The 16,998-nt window shown below is 68.0% G+C and carries 12 protein-coding genes; all 12 read right to left on the bottom strand.

Annotated elements, in window-relative coordinates; all coding sequences use genetic code 11:
* Window positions 1-6: 6 nt before the first annotated feature.
* Window positions 7-1,464: a polysaccharide pyruvyl transferase family protein gene (locus B5Y19_RS21195; RefSeq protein ID WP_055726169.1), complete on the bottom strand. Its 1,458-nt coding sequence runs from the start codon at window positions 1,462-1,464 to the stop codon at window positions 7-9.
* Window positions 1,461-2,645, bottom strand: a complete 1,185-nt coding sequence (locus B5Y19_RS26215; RefSeq protein ID WP_176168684.1) for a hypothetical protein — start codon at window positions 2,643-2,645, stop codon at window positions 1,461-1,463. The genes B5Y19_RS21195 and B5Y19_RS26215 overlap by 4 nt, the downstream gene beginning before the upstream one ends.
* On the bottom strand, window positions 2,642-3,823 hold the full coding sequence (locus tag B5Y19_RS21200; RefSeq protein ID WP_055726167.1) for a polysaccharide pyruvyl transferase family protein: 1,182 nt from the start codon (window positions 3,821-3,823) through the stop codon (window positions 2,642-2,644). The genes B5Y19_RS26215 and B5Y19_RS21200 overlap by 4 nt, the downstream gene beginning before the upstream one ends.
* 23 nt (window positions 3,824-3,846) lie before the next feature.
* Complete coding sequence (locus B5Y19_RS21205; protein WP_079592045.1) at window positions 3,847-5,157, bottom strand: glycosyltransferase family 4 protein; 1,311 nt, start codon at window positions 5,155-5,157, stop codon at window positions 3,847-3,849.
* Window positions 5,154-7,337, bottom strand: coding sequence for a glycosyltransferase family protein (locus B5Y19_RS21210; protein ID WP_055726165.1), 2,184 nt, complete (start codon window positions 7,335-7,337; stop codon window positions 5,154-5,156). The genes B5Y19_RS21205 and B5Y19_RS21210 overlap by 4 nt, the downstream gene beginning before the upstream one ends.
* A gap of 4 nt (window positions 7,338-7,341) precedes the next feature.
* Window positions 7,342-8,097 (bottom strand): hypothetical protein, encoded by a 756-nt coding sequence (locus B5Y19_RS21215; RefSeq protein ID WP_055726164.1) that lies wholly within the window; start codon window positions 8,095-8,097, stop codon window positions 7,342-7,344.
* Window positions 8,094-9,341 (bottom strand): glycosyltransferase family 4 protein, encoded by a 1,248-nt coding sequence (locus B5Y19_RS21220; RefSeq protein WP_055726163.1) that lies wholly within the window; start codon window positions 9,339-9,341, stop codon window positions 8,094-8,096. Before B5Y19_RS21220 ends, B5Y19_RS21215 begins: the two co-directional genes overlap by 4 nt.
* Entirely contained in the window at window positions 9,338-10,171 is an 834-nt protein-coding gene (locus B5Y19_RS21225) for a class I SAM-dependent methyltransferase (protein WP_139384504.1), read from the bottom strand. Before B5Y19_RS21225 ends, B5Y19_RS21220 begins: the two co-directional genes overlap by 4 nt.
* Entirely contained in the window at window positions 10,168-12,459 is a 2,292-nt protein-coding gene (locus B5Y19_RS21230) for a glycosyltransferase (RefSeq protein WP_055726161.1), read from the bottom strand. Before B5Y19_RS21230 ends, B5Y19_RS21225 begins: the two co-directional genes overlap by 4 nt.
* A gap of 175 nt (window positions 12,460-12,634) precedes the next feature.
* Entirely contained in the window at window positions 12,635-13,429 is a 795-nt protein-coding gene (locus B5Y19_RS21235) for a calcium-binding protein (protein WP_079592047.1), read from the bottom strand.
* 295 nt (window positions 13,430-13,724) lie between these two features.
* A complete protein-coding gene (locus tag B5Y19_RS21240) occupies window positions 13,725-15,080 on the bottom strand; it encodes an HlyD family type I secretion periplasmic adaptor subunit (RefSeq protein WP_055726160.1) in 1,356 nt (451 codons plus the stop codon).
* Complete coding sequence (locus B5Y19_RS21245; protein ID WP_079592048.1) at window positions 15,077-16,837, bottom strand: type I secretion system permease/ATPase; 1,761 nt, start codon at window positions 16,835-16,837, stop codon at window positions 15,077-15,079. Before B5Y19_RS21245 ends, B5Y19_RS21240 begins: the two co-directional genes overlap by 4 nt.
* Window positions 16,838-16,998 lie beyond the last annotated feature (161 nt).

Here is a 16,998-nt window from a genome sequence, read left to right on the forward strand (position 1 = left end):
CGCCGGTCACATCCGGTGCGGGACACCGTTGCGGTCGAGGAACGCCCGCATCCGGTCGTAGGACGCGGCATAGGATTTCGCGAGGCCGTTGAGGGCCGCCTCGCTGTAGACGGCCCGCCAACCGCCCTCGGCCAGCGCCTCCTCGGGCACGACCGGGATCTTGAGCGTCTCGGCCAGTTCCTGGCTGCGCGTGTCGTAGGAGACGAGGACGCCCGGCACGCCATGGGCGACCGCCGGCAGGACGCCGTGCACGCGATAGCCGACGGCGAGATCGACCCCTTGCGAGAAGCGATCGTAGTCCTCGACATCGAAGAAGGAGAAGAGCCGGCGCTCGTAGATCTCGCGCATGCGCCGGTCGTCCGGCCCGTCCCACCAGCCGGTCCTCACGAACTCGGCGACCGCCCTCTCCTTCGCGGCCTCGTCGCGCAGGAAGAAGGCCTTCTCCTCCTGCTCGCCATGCGAGGACATCACCATCTCGCTCTGGCTGTCGACCTTGAGCAGGGCGGCACGCTGATTGCGCAGGTAGGCCTCGGGGTCGACGGTGTAGCTCCTGTCCGCCTCGCGGCGCAGGCTGAAGGCGACCTTGCGGATGGCGCGCTGGTCCGGCACGCGGATCTGCAGATCCCGATTGCAGGTGCGGAAGATCGACGGACAGCCGACGACCTCGACATTGCCGATGCCGTTGCGCCGCAGGGTCTCGGCGCTGAAGGTGCCACGGACGCCGATGGAGGCGCAGCGATCGGCGACGATCTGCCAGAAGCGCTTCGAGCTCTCGGGCAGGTCGATCGCCCGGTTCTGGCTCGCCTGCGCGCCGACGCCGATGGCGTAGACCGGCAGCTTGACCTTCTCCAGCACCTCGACGGCGCGGAACCACTCCATCTTCTCGTGAATGAAGTTCGAGCCACGGACGAAGACGAAATCGAACTCGCTGGCATAGCGCTCGATGTCCTCCTCGGTCGGATTCATGATCTTCAGCGGCTCGAGATGGGCGTAGCGCAGCAGCTTGAGCGTCGAGTCGAAGACGATCATGTCGCCGATGTTGAAGTAGTCGGAGAGCAGCTTCTCCATCGGGGCGCGGTACCAGCGCACCTTGTCGTGGCCATAGACCTCGCCGGCCGGATAGATGACGAGCGCGCGCAGGGCCTTCGTCGGGGCGAGCGGGCGCAGCTGCGAGCCGGGCGCGAGCGCACCGGTCCGCGCATCGGCCACAGCGAGCGCGCGTGGCCGCCCGTCGGGCAGCTCCGGCAGCGGGATCGCGATCTCGGCGAGCGCCGCATCACCCGGGATCAGGGCGCCGGGATGGACCGTCGCATAGTCCTGCCCGTCCAGGACGAGGCGCAGCGAGGGCCAGTCCCCGCCCGGTTCACGGGCGAGCTGCACGACGACTTCCCGCGTGGTGGCGCGCAGGATCTTCATGGCTTGAACAGACTGGCCGGCCGCGAACTGATGAGCGGGCGCATTCATGGCGTCTCTTTCACGATGCGGATCTTGATCCGGACGAGATCGCGCTGCGGCCCGAGCTTGCAGGCGGCCACATGCATCTTCGTCATGAACAGGTAGGGTTCGTCGCCGGTCGTCTCGAAATTGCGCGAGGGCGAGGCCGGATCGGCCACGGCGCCGTAGGCATAGCGCTCGCGGTCGCCGCAATCCTTGCTCCACATCGTCGGATGGGTGAGGAACGTCTGCAGCGGCGACCATTTCAGCAGGTCCTTCGACCAGCTATAGGCGACGCGCCCGCCGGCGACGCCCTGCCTGGCATCGGGGCCGAGATGGAAGATGGCGAGCCATTGCCCGCTCGCCTCGTGGCGCGTGATCGAACCGACGGTGGTGGGCAGGACCTTGAGCGGCTGGCAGGGCTTCGCCTGCGCGGTGTCCTCGCGATAGGGGTCGACGGCCCGCACGGTGAAGTCCTGGCCATCGAAGGCGCGCCAGGCTTTCGGGTCGCGGATATCTTCCGTCCGGTAGAGGCAGGTGCCGCCCTTCTGCCCTTCCCCGCCGGTGGTGGCGATCAGCGCATACCAGGCGCCGTCCTTCTCGACGATGTTGGACGGGTTGAAGAAGCCGCGATGGCGGCCCTGCCCGACCTCCTGGCGGAAGGCCGGCGCCGCCACCACGGTCGGCGGGTCGTCGACCTTGAAGCTGCGTCCGCCATCGCGCGAGCGGGCCGCCGTGACGACGTTGTACCAGCAGGCCATGCCGTCCTTGAAGCGGCAGGCTCCCGGATGCCGATCGGCGTGGTACTCGTCGTGCATCAGCGCGTAGACGTTGCGCCCGTCCTTCGTCCAGGTCGCGGCGATCCAGCTCATATCGCTGAACTGGCTCGGATCCGGGCTGTTCCTGGCCTGGAAGGAGATCGAGCAGGAGGTCCTGATGCGATCGAGCCCGTCGCCGATCAGCGCGCGGTTGCGATGATGGCTGGCGAAGGCGACGACCTCGCCCTTGTCGTCCCGGAAGGCGCGCAGCGGCGCATCCGGAATGTGCCACTCCTCGCAACGCTCCTTCGACCAGGCGTAGACCGTTTCCTCCTGCGCGCCGGGCGCAAGCTCCAGCCGGTAGCGTGGCCCTTCCGCAGCACCCGCGAGCGCCGCCGGCAGCAGCGCCGCGAGGAACGGCGCGGCGCCCAGCAGGGTGCGGGCGACCCTCACGCCACCTTCCGCGGCTGCTCCGCCGTCTGCCGGTCCACCATCTTGTTGTCGACGCGGTTCTCGACCAGGAAGTCGCGCATCTGCCCGTAAACCCGAGCATAGGCGGCGTTGAAGCGGTCGAAGCGCGACTGATCCCAGTAATCCTCCAGCCGGAAATCCTGGCCGGAGAAGACATCGACGCTCGGGATCTTGAAGGTGTCCGCGAATTCGACGGTGCGGCTGTCATAGGTGAAGTAGATCGACGGCGTGCCATTGGCCAGCGCCATCAGGTTGCCGTGCAGCCGGTAGCCGAGCACCAGATCGAGCCCGCGCACCAGCTGCTCGTATTCGGCGACCACGTCCGAATAGAACATGCGGCTCTGATAGAGCTCCGCCATCTGGTCATCGAGATACCAGTCGCGCGCCCAGGCATTGTCGCGCAGCGCCGCCATCGCGGCGGCCTTCTGCTCGGGCGAGCCAAGGGCAAGCTTCTTCTCCTCGACCTCGCCCTGGGACATCAATGTGACTTCGAAGCGATCCGCCATCGCCTTCACCAGGTCGCGGTGGAAGGTGAGGTAGCGCCGGATGTCCTGCGCATAGGTCTTCGAGACCTCGCGCCGCAGCGTGACGCCGGCCTTCCTGACTTGGTCCAGCGACGGCAGGCGGATCGCCAGATCGGATTTGTTGTTACGGAACGCCGTCGGGCAGCCGATGATACGCACGTTCCGGATGCCGAGATCGTTCAGCACCTCGGCCGAATAGGCGCCGCGCACGCCGAGCGAGGTGGTCGAATCCGCGATGAGCTTGAGAACGGTGCGGGTGTCCTCGCTCAGCTCCAGCTTGCCGCTGACCGGCGCCTGTGCGCCGACGCCGAAGGCGATGACCGGGATCTTCAGCAGGCGCAGCACCTCAGCCGCGCGCGACCAGTTCATCTGCGCATGGATGTAGTTCGAGCCGCGCAGGAAGACATAGTCGTATTCGGCATTGATCCGGTCGATCGCGGCGGGATCGACGCGCGAGATCGGCAACTCGTCGAGCTTCTCGAAATTCAGCAGCTTCAGCGAGGAATCGAAGACGAAGGCGTCGCCGATATTGTGGTAGTGGTCGATGTGGCTTTGCAGGTCGGCATAGCGATACCAGCGCACATTGTCGTGGTCATAAACCTCCCCGGACGGGCTGATGACGAGGATGCGGGCCATGCGTTTCTCCCCTGTTATTTGGTTCAAGCGATCATCGGCGCAGGCGCGTGCTGCTCGGGCGCGGGGCCGCGGCGCTCGGCCATGAGGCGGCGATAGAGGGCAAGATGCGTCTCGGCGCATTCGACATGGCTCATCGGCCGCTTGATGCCGCCGCGCAGCCGGTCCCAGAGCTTGGGCTCGGTCAATGCACGGACCATGCAGTCGACGAGGTCCTCCGGGCTGCCGGCACGGAAATGCAGGCCGTCGATCTCGTCGGTGATCTTCTCGGCCATGCCGCCGAGATTGCTGGCCAGGATCGGGCGGCCGTGGAAGAAGGCCTCCTGGATCACGATCGGCGAGTTCTCCCACCAGACCGACGGCATCACCACCCAATCGACCGAACGCATCAGGTTCGGCATCTCGTGGTTCTGGAAGGCGCCGCAGAAGCGCACGCGGCGCCCGGCCCTCTCGACCAGCTCCGCGAACTTGTCCTGATAGGCCTGCGGCTGGCGCTCGAGATTGCCGCCATAGACCATCAGGATCGAATCCTCGCCCCAGACGGACTCGGGAATGCGCGTCACGGCATCGATCAGCACGTCGGCGCCCTTGTAGGGCGTGAGTTGGCCGAAATAGGCGAAGCGCGAACGCCTTGCCTCGCCATCCGGCAAGGCACGCGGCGGCGCCGCCTCGGCGACGTCGATGCCGTTCTCGATCACCGAGAAGCGCTCCTGCGACAGGCCCCAATCGATGAAGCGGTCGGCGAGGAAGCGGCTCGGCGAGACGAAGTGGTCGGCCTGGCCGAGCATGCCCTTGATGAAGGTCTCGCGCGCCAGGAAGCGCGCCGGCGAGATATCCGGGAAGCAGGCGTTGCAGTCGGTCGGCGAGGACCGGTAGCAAAGCTTGAAGGCGCCGGTCTTCACCATCTGGCCGTGATGGTTGCAGATGCTGAGATACTCATGGAAGGTCACGACGATCAGCGCATCGGGCAGCGTGTCGCGCACGGCGAAGAGGCATTCGAGCCCGAGCCCGATGAAATGATGGAAATGCACCACGTCGGGCTTGAGGTCGCGCAGCACGCGGGCGAAATCGCGCTCGATCTCCTCGGTCGCCCGGTTCGAGATCAGGAAGTGGTCGTAGTCCTCGGCGTAGTACAGCAGTTCACCGCCGCGCTGGCGCAGGCTCATCAGCGCCGTGCCGGCATGGCGGGGGGTCGGCGCGCCGACCCGCGCCAGATAGTGGGAATCGATCTCCGCGCAGCCCTGCAGGCCCTTGTGGAGGTTGTAGGAGGCGATCTCCGCCCCGCCCAGCGACAGCGAGGGATGGCCATGCGATATCACCAGAACCCGCATTCTCATCCTTTCATGTTTGAGATGGCGAGCGCCCAGCGCCGATCGAAGCTCGTCCGGTCGGCGAGCTGGGCGAGGGTTCCGACATGCGGAGACGCCAGCTCCCCGTCATCGACGGCGTAGATCTCCACATCCGGGACCCAGAGCGACGGCGCCCCGGCCATCCTGAGCTTCAGGCAAAGGTCGAGCCCCTTCTCCGTCGTGGTGAAGTAGTTCCGGGCGAAGCCGCCGACCTCGACGAAAGCGGCGCGAGAGAGCACGCAGCACTCGCTCACCCCCGCCGCGACCTCCATCGGCCCAAGGTTCCCGACCGCTTCGAGCGGGTAGCCGACAAAGCGATTCGCGATCCGGCGGTTCGCCCCCTCTCCTTCCAGCCAGGCGCCGGCCCAGCGGATCGAATCGTCCTCGAACAGCAGGGTCGGGCTCGCGACGCATTGTCCGCCGCGGGCGCGATAGGCACGTTCGAGCCGGCCGAGCCAGCCGGGCATGCGGATCTGCGCCGTGCCGGACAGCAGGGCGACCGTCTGGAAGCGGCAGGCGCGAACCCCCGCTTCCATCGCGTCGCAGGCGTCCTCGACGCCTTCGACCATCGCCAGCCGCAGCGACAGGCCGTAGAAGCGCGCCAGCCGGCGTGCCTCGGACCCGACACGGTCGCTGCTTTCGACCGGGGCGGCGAGGACGATCGGCAGCGGCCTCACCTCGGGGTCCATGGCCAGCATCGCGAACAAGGCCGAGAGCTCGCGCCGGCGATGATCGAGGCCGATCACGAGGCCGAACGGCGCCTCCGGGTCGAAAGCCCCGACGTCGGAGGTATCGGCGGGGCGCGGCGGGGCGATCTCTGCCGCCTGCAGCGCCGGTGCGATCTGGCGCTCGACCACGGTGCTCGCCGTCGTGGAGCGCGGGTCGAGCAGGCCGAAGACCCGTTCCAGCGTGCGCCGGGCCTGGCCTCGACCGGGCTCCAGCGGCAGGAAGGCCGGGCCCGTGCCCTGGATCTCGAAGGCGAGATGCAGCGGCTGGCCGGGCTCCGGTTCGAGCTTCGGCGCGAAGACGATGAAGCCGTGGCTGTTGCGCCGCGAGGCCAGCGCTCCGAAGCGCGGGTCTTCCAGGAAGGCAGCCGTCACGTCCGGGCGCTGCACCCGCGTCCATAGCCGATCGACGGCGCAGGACTGGCCGCCGCTGCGCAGGGTGACAGCATTGACCCGACGTTCGGGGTCGAACAGCCAGCCGATGATCAGAACGCCGGTATTCTCGATGATGGTGACGTCGTCGATGCCGGCCCGCACAGGCTCTTCCAGCAGGCAGACGGTGTCGCGACCGTCGAAGCGCTGGGAGGCCTTGCGCAACTTGTCGGCGGTGGGCTGCGGGGCCGTGCCGCGCTGCAGCCCGTCGCGCAGATGGCCGGGCACCGTGATCGGCTCCAGCAGCACATGGCGCTCATAGACCTCCAGCGCCCGCCAGCCGTCATTGCTGCGGAAATACAGGCGCTCGATCTCGCCGGGATGGCGTGCCCGACAATCCTCGAGCAGGCCGAAGAAACCGCGGGCGCCTTCGCCGAGATCGTCGCGCTCGAAGGTCCCGGCCTCGAGATTGGCCGGGGACAGCCCGCCATGGGCAATCAGCAGCTTGGTCCGGCCGGCGGCGAAATGCGAGGTCCAGCCCTGCAGGAAGACGCCGTCCGGTTCGAGCGTGCCCATCACCTCGACGAAGCCGCCAGGGCGCGCGACCGTCTGCAGCAGCATCGCCACCGCCCGCAGGCGGCGCGGATTGGGCGTCCCGGTCAGCAGCACTTCGAGCAGGCCGTCGACGATGCTGGGAAAGGCCTGGCCGGCCTCGTCTGCGAGCTCGGAGAGGAAAGCCTGCAAGGGCAGCGGCTTGGCCGCCAGGATCAGGCGCAGCGGCCGCCCGGGCCGGCCGATCAGCAGCGCCCCGCTGCCTGCCTTGTCCGTGGCCGGAGCCGGGGCCAGGCAAAGGAAGCCGGTGGCTGCGGCCGCATCGGCCTGGGCGCGGCGCCAGCTCAGCACCATGGTGTGAGCCCGGTTCGCCGGGTTGCCGTCGACCGCGACCGGAACCTTCGCCGGCATGGCGTCGCAGGCGCTCATGACGAGGATCGCGTTCTCGCCGAGCGGCGTCCAGGCGACGGTCGGCGCCGGGCTCACGGCCGTCCGTTCGGGAACGATCACCTCGCTCATCGTCTCAGCCTCCCCACAGCAGCACGGCGAGGGAGACGAAGGACATCAACGCCGCGAGCCCCGACAGGAAGCCGAGGATCACCGTGACCTGCCGCAGCGGCGCGCGAGCCTCCTTGCGGATGGCGGCGAGACGCTCATCGAAGCCGCGCAGCGTGCCGTCGAAACGCAGTTGGAAAACGTCGAGCTCGCCGAGGCGGCGCGCGATCTCGCTCTGCGTCTCGGCATCGACCTTGGCCGCTTCCGCCAGGGCGTGGTTTTCCTCGAGGCGGGCCGCAATCCGGTCGAGCTTCTCGCTCAGCTCCTTCTGGGCGAGTTGGCCGCGCCGGTTGAGCGCGATCAGCACCTCGACCTTGTCGAAGAAGCGCGAGAGGGGCACAGCGATCGCGGCCTCTGCCGCGAGCTCGTCCGGCGCCGGCAGGCGCAGCTCCAGCTCCGATCCCGTCGTCGGCGAGACACCGATCACCGTGAGGCGCGCACGCGCCGCCAGCAAGGCCTCGTCGAGGTCCATCGAGAAGGCATGCCTGCCGTCACCGATGCCGTTGCGGCGCAGGTCGATACGGCTCTGGTCGGCCTTGGCCTCGCATACGAGCTTGCCGTCGCAATAAAGCCTGACCGTCATGGCCTCGTCGGGCCGGGTCTCGTCCCAGATCCAGCCGTGCAGACGGCTGCCGTCGAGGGCGTCGACCCGCCCGTTCAGCCGCGACGGGTTGACGTTGGGAAGGCGGACCTCCTGGTCCTGGTGTTGAGTCGCAGTGGTCATGCGGCCTCCGCAAGCTTGAGGCTATCGAAGAGGGCGAGGTGTCGGCCGGCGCAGTCGGCGAGCGAAGGTGGCGCGGCGATGCCGTGGACGAGGCGCTGCCAGAGCCCGGCTTCCGCCATCGCCCGGCGCATCGCACGGGCGAGTGCGGCAGGATCCCCCGGCTGGACATGAAGGCCGTCGATCTCGTCGCGCACCATCTCGGCCATGCCGCCGATATTGCTGACGATCAGCGGCCGGCGATGCTGGAAGGCCTCCTGGATGACGAGCGGCGCGTTCTCCCACCAGATCGAGGGCATCACGACCCAATCGACCTCGGCCATCAGCGCCGGCACCTCGTCGCGCCGATACGGCCCGCAATGGGTGACGACGCCCCCGGCCTCGGCCAGCGCGCCATCGAGCGCGGTGGTGAAGGCCTCGCTCTGGAACGGCGCCCCGCCATGGATGCGCAGCGTGAACTCGCTTTCGGCGGAGGATTGCAGCAGCCGGGCGGCCTTCAGCAGCGGGAGGACGCCCTTCCACGGATTCAGATTGCCGAAATAGCCGAAGCTCGTGCGCCGGCCCCCGCCCGACCGGTGCGGCGCCGGTTCCTGCGGCGGGCGGGCATTGGCGATGACCTCGATCTTCTCGGCCGGCAGCCCCCAGTCGACATAGCGCTGACGCAGGAAGTTGCTGGGCGCTACGAAGCGGTCGACGGCGGCGAGATGGGTCTTGATGAAGCGCTCGCGCAGCAGGAAGCGGTCGGAGCCGATCTCGGGAAAGCAGCCATGGCAGCCGGCGGGTGAGGCGCCCGAACAGCGCTGGCGGTCGCCGGGGCGGACCATCAGCCCGTCATGGTGGCAGATCGGATAGTAGTCGTGCAGCGTCATGACGATCGCCGCCTGAGGCAGCAGCCGACGCGCCAGCGTCAGGAATTCGGCGCCGATCAGCACGAGATGATGGATATGGATTACGTCGGGCCGGAATTCGCCAAGCAGCGAAGCGAGATCCTGCAACGTGCCGTAGTGATCGATCTGGCTGAGATGGAAACGGTCGAAATGTCCGCTCCAGAGCAGCACGTCGTCGCCGACCGATTGCAGCGCCGTGCCGGGATGCGGCTGGCGGTGGATCGCGTTGGTCGCTCCGAGGAAGAGCACCTCGGCGCCCTGCTCGCGATAGGCGCCCGCGAGGTCGTGCGCGAAGATCTCGGTCCCGCCGGGATGCAGCTGCGGGTGATTGTGCGCGACGACGAGGATGCGGCGGCTCATGCCCTGCCTCCCGGCTTCGTCGCGATCAGGAGATCCTGATAATGGGCGGCGCTGATGCCGCGCCAATGGCCCGGGCGCAGCACCTCGACTGCGAGCCCGGCCTGCGTCGCCTGCTCCAGCAGGAAACTGCTATCGATGCCGGCGGCGGCGAGCGGCGCCTCGTCGATGGCGTACCAGCCCGGCCCGTCCTGCCAGCGCTTGAACGACAGTCGCTCCTGCCCCGTGGCGCTGCCGTCGATCGCGAAGGCGGTGAGGAAGAGGCGCCCGCCCGGCGCCAGCAGGCGCGAAGCCTCCTGCAGATAGACCACGAGCTCGTCCGGCGGCAGATGCGTCGCGACCGAGGTCATCGTGATGAAATCGAAGCTGCCATTGGCGAAGCCGAAGCGGACCTCGATGCCCGGCAGCGAGCCCCGCGGATTGTAGAGCGGGTGGGCGATGTCGAGGCGCTGGAAGCGGAAGCGCGGATAGGCCGGCGTGATCGTCTGGGCGCACCAGAGGATGCCTTCCATCACCGGATCGACGCCGTCATAGCTGCCGCGCTCGGAATCGAGATACTGCGTCAGCGGCACGGCCATGCGGCCGATGCCGCAGCCGATGTCGAAGACGCGCTCATGCGGCTTGAGCCGGCCGATGCGGACGAAATGGCCGAGGAATTCGGCACCGATGGCGCGATAGTCGCCATCGCCGACGAAAATCGAATCCGGCGGCGGATGCGGCATGAACCGGTTGGTCTGCAGCGCAGCCAGCAACCAGTCGAGCTCCGGTCCGCCGGCGGCTTCCGCCGGTGCCGGTTCGGCTGCGATCTGTTTCAGGGCCGTCATTGCCGTCATGCCGCGGTCGCTCTCCTGAAGCTGAAGCGGGGAACAAGATCGGGTTCGCTCGGCGCGGGCGCGTGCAGCAGCGCGGGCTCGGCAGAGGAACTCTCGAAGGCCTGCATCAGCGCGTCGATCTGGGCGTCCCAGCGCCGCGTCTGGAGCCAGGAATTGTGCTGGGAGGCGGCGCCGCGCGTGTAGTCGGTGCTGCGGGCGATCGACTGGCGCTCGAGATGGTAGAGCGCGACATCGGGCGCATAGATGATGCCGAAGCCGGCGCGCCGAACCTTGAGGCACAGGTCGCTGTCCTCGTAATCGCCGATCACATAGCTCTCATCGAAACCCTCGAGCTCGGTGAACAGCGCGCGCGAGATGACGACGCAGGCACCGGTGACGCCCGGGACGGGCCGCTCGACATTGGCCGGGCCATAGGAGCCGGGCATGCCCTTGAAGTAATGATGGTTGAGCCAGACGCCCTTGCTGTCGCGCTTGAAGAAGAGCCCGGCATGCTGCAGCGAGCCGTCATCATAGAGCAGCTTCGGGCCGACCGCGCCGACCCGGCCACGCCGGTCAAGCTTCCCGATCAGCGCCGGCAGCCAGCCATTGCCGGCCGGGATCACGTCCGAATTGACCATCGCCAGCACTTCGCCGCGCGCCTGCCGCGCGCCGGCGTTGCAGGCGGCCGAGAAGCCGCCATTGCGCTTCATCGCGACGAGCTGCATCGGCAGGCCATAGGCGAGGTGAAGCCCGCCGAGCAGATGCGCGACCTCGGCCTCGTGCTCGGGAGAATCGAGCACGTAGACGAGCTCGGCATTCTCAACGAACCAGGGATCGCCGGCGAAGGCGGCGACCTGCACGCGCAGGAAATCGTAGACGCGGTAGAGCGGGATCACCACCGAGGCCCTGGGCCGTGCCGGGGCGCGGCCGAACGTCGTCACCACGGGATCGGCGCGGTTCTCGCGCAGGTCCTCCTGGCAGGCGGCGAGGATCGGCGCGAGCGTCGTCTCGATCATCGCGGCCGTGAGGTATTGCGGCGGGATCGCCGTCAGAGCCCGGGCCCGGATCGTCGCGGCGTCAGCCGGCTGCACCGGCGGGCGCAGCGTCAGGGTCGTGCCCGACCGCAGCTTGATCTCGCAGCGTGGCTGGAGGACGGGCGCGCCGGAGGCGTAATCGGAGGCGAAGGCGGCGAAGCCAGTGGCGGGGCGGGTTTCGCCCTCGGTACCGCTCGGCAGGCGCACCGGGAAGCGCTGCAACCCGGCGAGCATGGCGATCGGCTCGCCGGAGCCGCGATGGAGCAGCACCTCGTCGAGAAGATCATCGGGATCGCGCAGCCAGCCGCCGATCAGGAGGCCCGCCCGGTTGCAGACCGCTAGGTCGAGCTCGGCGGCGGGAAGGTCGTCGTTGCGGCGGACATGCTGCACGGCCAGCGGCACCCGACGCTGCATCTCGACCGCCAGCAGACGGCCGCGCTCGGACAGGCCGGAGAGCTGCTCGACGACCCAGTTGCGCAGCCCGTCGCGGCTGGCGGCCTTGCCCGCCCACCAGCGGCCGAGCGAAGGCGCAGCCTGCCGGACCGGCAGGCTGCGCACCACCAGAGACCGTTCGGCCTGAAGGATCAGCAGCCCGCCGCGGACCGGCGGCGCATCGAGCACGAGATGGAGTTCACGCTTGCCGCCACGGTCGGGTGCGCCGACGCGGGAGGCGAGATCGAGACGGGTGAGGCCGGCGCTGTCCAGCCGCGCGGCGGAGCGCAGCGCAGTAAAATCGCCGGGGACGGCGGTCTCGCACAGCCAGCGCCCTTCGACCAGCGAAGCAGCCGGCTGGATCGCCACCGGCTTCGGGGTCAGCGCCAGCAGGAGCTGGCGCAGGAAGGAGAGGTAGTTCGGAATCGCGGCAAGGCCGAACAGGGACGGCCAGGCGCCGACGAGGGCGTTGGCAAGCGTCAGCCGCGCCTGGGGCGTGAGCTCCTGCAGCAGCGCAACCGGGTCGGCGAGCCCGTGGACGAGGCCCGGGTCGAAGGCGGCGGTGACGTCGCCCTGCGGGCCGTGGTCCGACAGGGTCGCGACGATGCTCTCATGGCCCGACGCGCGAAAGGCGACCGCCAGCCGCTCACGCCCGTCGCGCAGGCCGAGCAGGACCGAAGCGGCGGCGAGGCGCCGCCCGCCCCCCGCAAGCGTAATCGTGGGCTTGCCGAACGGCGCGGCATCAAGCGTCCAGCACAGCAGGAACACGGAGCCGCCGAGGCGGTGGATCTCGAGCTGCGTCGGGGCTGCTACTGCCGTGGCGGCGGGCGCGAGCGAAAGCATGGGCGCGTTCCTGCAGGTGGGACGGGTGGCACCGGGCGCGAAGTCCGGCGCCGGGCCGGGGCAATCCCGCTGAAGCCGCATCGCGGCGTCGGGCTGCCCCGGGGATTCGGAATAGGCGCTCCCCGCCTCCCGCCGGCCGGAGCACGAGCGGGAGGAAGGAGCGCCGATCCTCCGATCAGGCGACCGAGAAGTAGGTGTTCGGGTCGGCCTGGACGTCCTCGGCGGTGACGCCGACGAGGGTCAGGGTGTCGCCATGACCGAGGTCGATGACGGCATTGCCGCCCACGGTCGTCGCGCGCGCCGCCACATCCTCGGCCGAGGACACGCCGGTGCCGTTGATGTCGGACGCGATCTGCAGCATGTCCGAGCCGGCCTCGAAATCGAGCACGACGTCGTTGCCGCCGCCACCGGCGAAGACGAAGACGTCGCTGCCGGCACCGCCATGCAGGGTGTCGTCCCCGGCGCCGCCGAAGAGCATGTCGTCTCCGGCACCACCCTGGAGCACGTCGTTGCCGGCACCGCCATAGAGGATATCGGCACCCTCATTGCCCTGCAGCACGTCATTGCCTTCGCCACCCTGCAGGATGTCGTTGCCAGTGCCGCCCTGCAGGATGTCGTTGCCTTCGCCGCCGATCAGCACGTCGTCGTCGGCATTGCCACGCAGGATGTCGTCTCCGGCGCCGCCGACCAGCGTGTCGCTGCCCTCGCCGCCGAACAGCGCATCATTGCCCGCGTCACCCGAGAGCACGTCGTCACCAAGTCCGCCGAACAGGGCGTCGTCGCCCTCCCCGCCGAACAGGGCGTCGTTGCCGCCCTCACCATAGAGAAGGTCGTTGCCTTCCTCTCCCAAGAGCGAGTCGACCTGGTCGCCGCCCTTGACGATATCGTCGCCGGCTCCGGCGAGAATCACGTCACTGAATCGACTTCCAATCAAAAAGTCGTCGAAAGCACTTCCTTCGATCGTGGCCATCCGGCACCTCCTGAGCGATCTGATGAGCCTGGCATCGGTCGGCGGATGCAACCGCGGAATCCAGATCCAGGCAGGTTCCGACAGCATTTATGCATCATGCCGTCGCTCGACAGCCTAAGGCTTACTCAACAATCAGGCTGCATCAAGACTTTTATTATGACTATTTTGCGATGCAGCACAGTTTGGACTTTATTTTTCTGAGGTAAATCACCAGATATTGGGAAGAATACATTTCCAAATTCGAAATATTACTTTTAGCCCCCTCACATCCCTTCAAAGGGCGAAGGAACCAGGCTCAGTCCTCGCGGAAAGCACGGTTGAAGCTGTCGGTGAACGGGGACAGCAGATAGTCGATCGCCCGGCGCTCGCCGTTGACGATCATCACCTCGGCGGTCATCCCGGCATGGAGCGGGACCTTGTAGTCGCGCAGGCTCTTCGGATCGATCTCGGCGCGCACCACGAAATACGGCACGCCGGTCTTCTCATCGACGAGCTGGTCCGGCGCGACATAGGCGACCTTCGCCTGCAGCGGGGGCAACAGCCTCGAATTGAATGCGGTCAGCCGAACGCGGGTGCTCGAGCCGACGCGGACCGCGTCGATGTCGCGCGGATCCACCTTGGCCTCGACGATCAGCGGCTCATTCTCCGGCACGATATCGAGGATCGCCTCGCCCGCCGTGATGACGCTGCCGGCCGTCCGCATCCGGATATTGGCGACGATGCCTTCCTGCGGCGAAGTCACCACCAGCCGGCGCAGCACGTCCTCCGCCTGCACGATGCGCTCGGTGACCTCCGAGAGCAGGAGCTGGGATTCCTGGATCTCCCCACCGATATCGTTCTGGCGCTCCAGGCTGATCGAGAGGATTTCGAGATTGGCGCCGGCGACCGCCTGCTCGGCCTTCGCCTTGCGGGCGGTGAACTCGCCTACCCTGCCGGCGAGCTCGCTCTGCTTGGTCTGCAGCTCGACCAGCTGGCTGCGCTTGGCGTAACGCTTCTCATAGAGGTCGGCCATGATCTTGACCTCCTCGTCGATCAGCGAGCGCTGCTGAATGGTGGCATCGATCTGGGCCTTCAGCGCATCGGCCTCGGCCTGGTGCTGCTCGATGACGCGCTGCTGAATATGGACCTTGCCGTCATGGACCTGGGCGCGGGACTTGAACAATCCCTGCTCGGCCCGCAGCACCTCGCGCGCGATCGGCGAATTCATCCGCGCGATATCCTCGGGAAAGGCGATCGCGGCCGCGTCGGTCTGCTCGGCCCGCAGACGCGCGAGCTTGGCCTCCAGGCCGATACGCTTGGCCTGCAGCTGCTGCAGCTCGGCGCGGGCGCGCGCATCCTCGAGCCGCAGCAGCGGTTCGTTCTGGGCGACGCGTTCGCCCTCGGCCTTGAGCAGCGTCTTCAGGATGCCGCCTTCGAGATGGCTGACGGTCTTGCGCTTGTTGTCGACCGCGACGACACCGTTGGCGACGGCGGCATTGTCCAGCCGCGCCGTCACGGCCCAGGCGCCGAAGCCGCCGAAGCCGACCCCGATCGCCGCCGCCCCGGCCAGCACCAGGCTGCGCAGGCTGGGCGTGCGCTCGTCGGGCACGTCCGGTTGGTTCGAGGCCACGAGCGCCCGCTCCGGGCGCCGGATCAGCGAGCGCCCGGTCATGCCGTCACCCCACGGATCGGAGTCGGTCCGGCGGCAGCCGGCGCATTGGCGGCGGGTTCGATCTCGACCCGACCGCCGGGCGTGATCATGCCGGCGATGGCGGCGCGCGGGCCGAACTGCTGGACGCGGCCCTCGCGCAGCACGAGGAGCTTGTCGACGACCTGCATCACCGAAGGCCGGTGGGCGATCAGCACGACGATCGCCCCGCTCTCGCGCGCCGCCGCGATAGCCCGGATCAGGCTCTGCTCGCCCTCGGCGTCGAGATTGGCGTTGGGCTCGTCGAGCACGATGAGCCGCGGCATGCCGTAGAGCGCACGGGCCAGGCCGATGCGCTGGCGCTGGCCGCCGGAGAGGTTGAAGTCGCCGTCGTTGACATTGGTGTCGTAGCCCAGCGGCAGGCGGCCGATCAGCTCGTGCACGCCGGCGATGCGGGCCGCTTCGAGGATGGCGTGGGGATCGGGCTCGCGCATCCGGGCGATGTTCTCGGCGATCGTGCCGTTCAGCAGCGACACCGATTGCGGCAAGTAGCCGACCATGGCGCCGAACGAGCCGCGCTCCCACAGGAAGGTGCTGTGGCCGTCGAGATAGATGCCGCCGACATTCGGCTTCAGCACGCCGACGAGCAGCCGCGCCAAGGTCGACTTGCCCGCACCGGAGGGGCCGACGACGCCCAGCACCTCGCCCGGCTGCAGGGAGAAGGAGACGCCCTTGATCACCGTCTGCTCCGAACCCGACGGAGCGAAGACCGCGCGATCGACCACGAGTTCGCCCTCGCAGGGCGGCGTCGGCACGGTCTGGCGCTGCGAGCTGCGCGAGACGACCAGTTCGCGCACGCGCTTCCAGGCCGCGGCGGCGAGAATCCACTGGCGCCAGTCCGAGATCATCGAATCGAAGGGTGCGAGCAGCCGCCCGAGCAGGATGCTGGCCGCCATCAACGTACCGGCGGTGACCTCGTTGCTGATGATCAGGGTCGCGCCCGTCGCATAGATGGCGAGCTGCATCGTCATCCGGGACGAGCGCGTCACGGCCGCGATGAACTTGCCGCGCCGCGTGCCCATGTCGAGCTGCTCGATCATGGCGAGCTGCTGGCCGCGCCAGCGGCGCGCCAGCGCCGGAAGCATGCCCATCGCCTCGATGGTCTCCGAATGGCGCAGGCTGGCCCCGACCTCGTTGATGCTGGCGACACCCGCCTCGTTGGCCTCCTTGAGCACCCGTCGGGTGAGCATGTCGGAGAGGACGCCGAGCAGCAGCAGGATGACCAGCGAGACGACGCCGACCAGGCCGTAGATCGGGTGAAGCGCGAACAGAACGGCCAGGAAGATCGGCGACCACGCCGCCTCGAGCGGCGTCGCGATGGACGAGCTCGCGATGAAGTAGCGGATGTCGTTGAGATCGCGAATCGCCTGGGTGGCCTGAGCCGAACCCTGCTCAAGCGAGGCGCTCACCGCTGACTGCAAGGCCGGCAGATTGAGCCGCCGCGCAAAAATGCTGGCCATCGTCTGGAAGGTCAGCGAGCGGATGAACTCGATCGTGCCGTACAGCGCGAGGGCGCCGAGCGCGATCACCAGCAGCATCGTCAGCGTGTCATAGCTGCGGCTCACGATCACGCGGTCCTGGACCTGCATCATGAACAGCGGGACCGTCAGCAGCAGCAGGTTCACGCACAGACTGAGGAAGGCCGCATAGCCGAGGCCGCCCACAAAGGATCGCTGCAGTTCACGGACAAGGGCATCAGGTGCCGGCTTCACCGCCTTCATGCATGTCTCCAAGGATGAGGTTGCGGGCGAGGCCAGGGGCGAATGCATCGCCGAGACCTGTCCCGCCATCAGGGTGGCAAACGTGACAAGGCGGGAGTGTCAAGATTATGACAGATTAGAATTCTATTCCATCGACTCGACATCAAGCAAATGAGGCAAAA

It is taken from the genome of Allobosea thiooxidans (genome assembly GCF_900168195.1).
Classification (GTDB): Bacteria; Pseudomonadota; Alphaproteobacteria; order Rhizobiales; family Beijerinckiaceae; genus Allobosea; species Allobosea thiooxidans.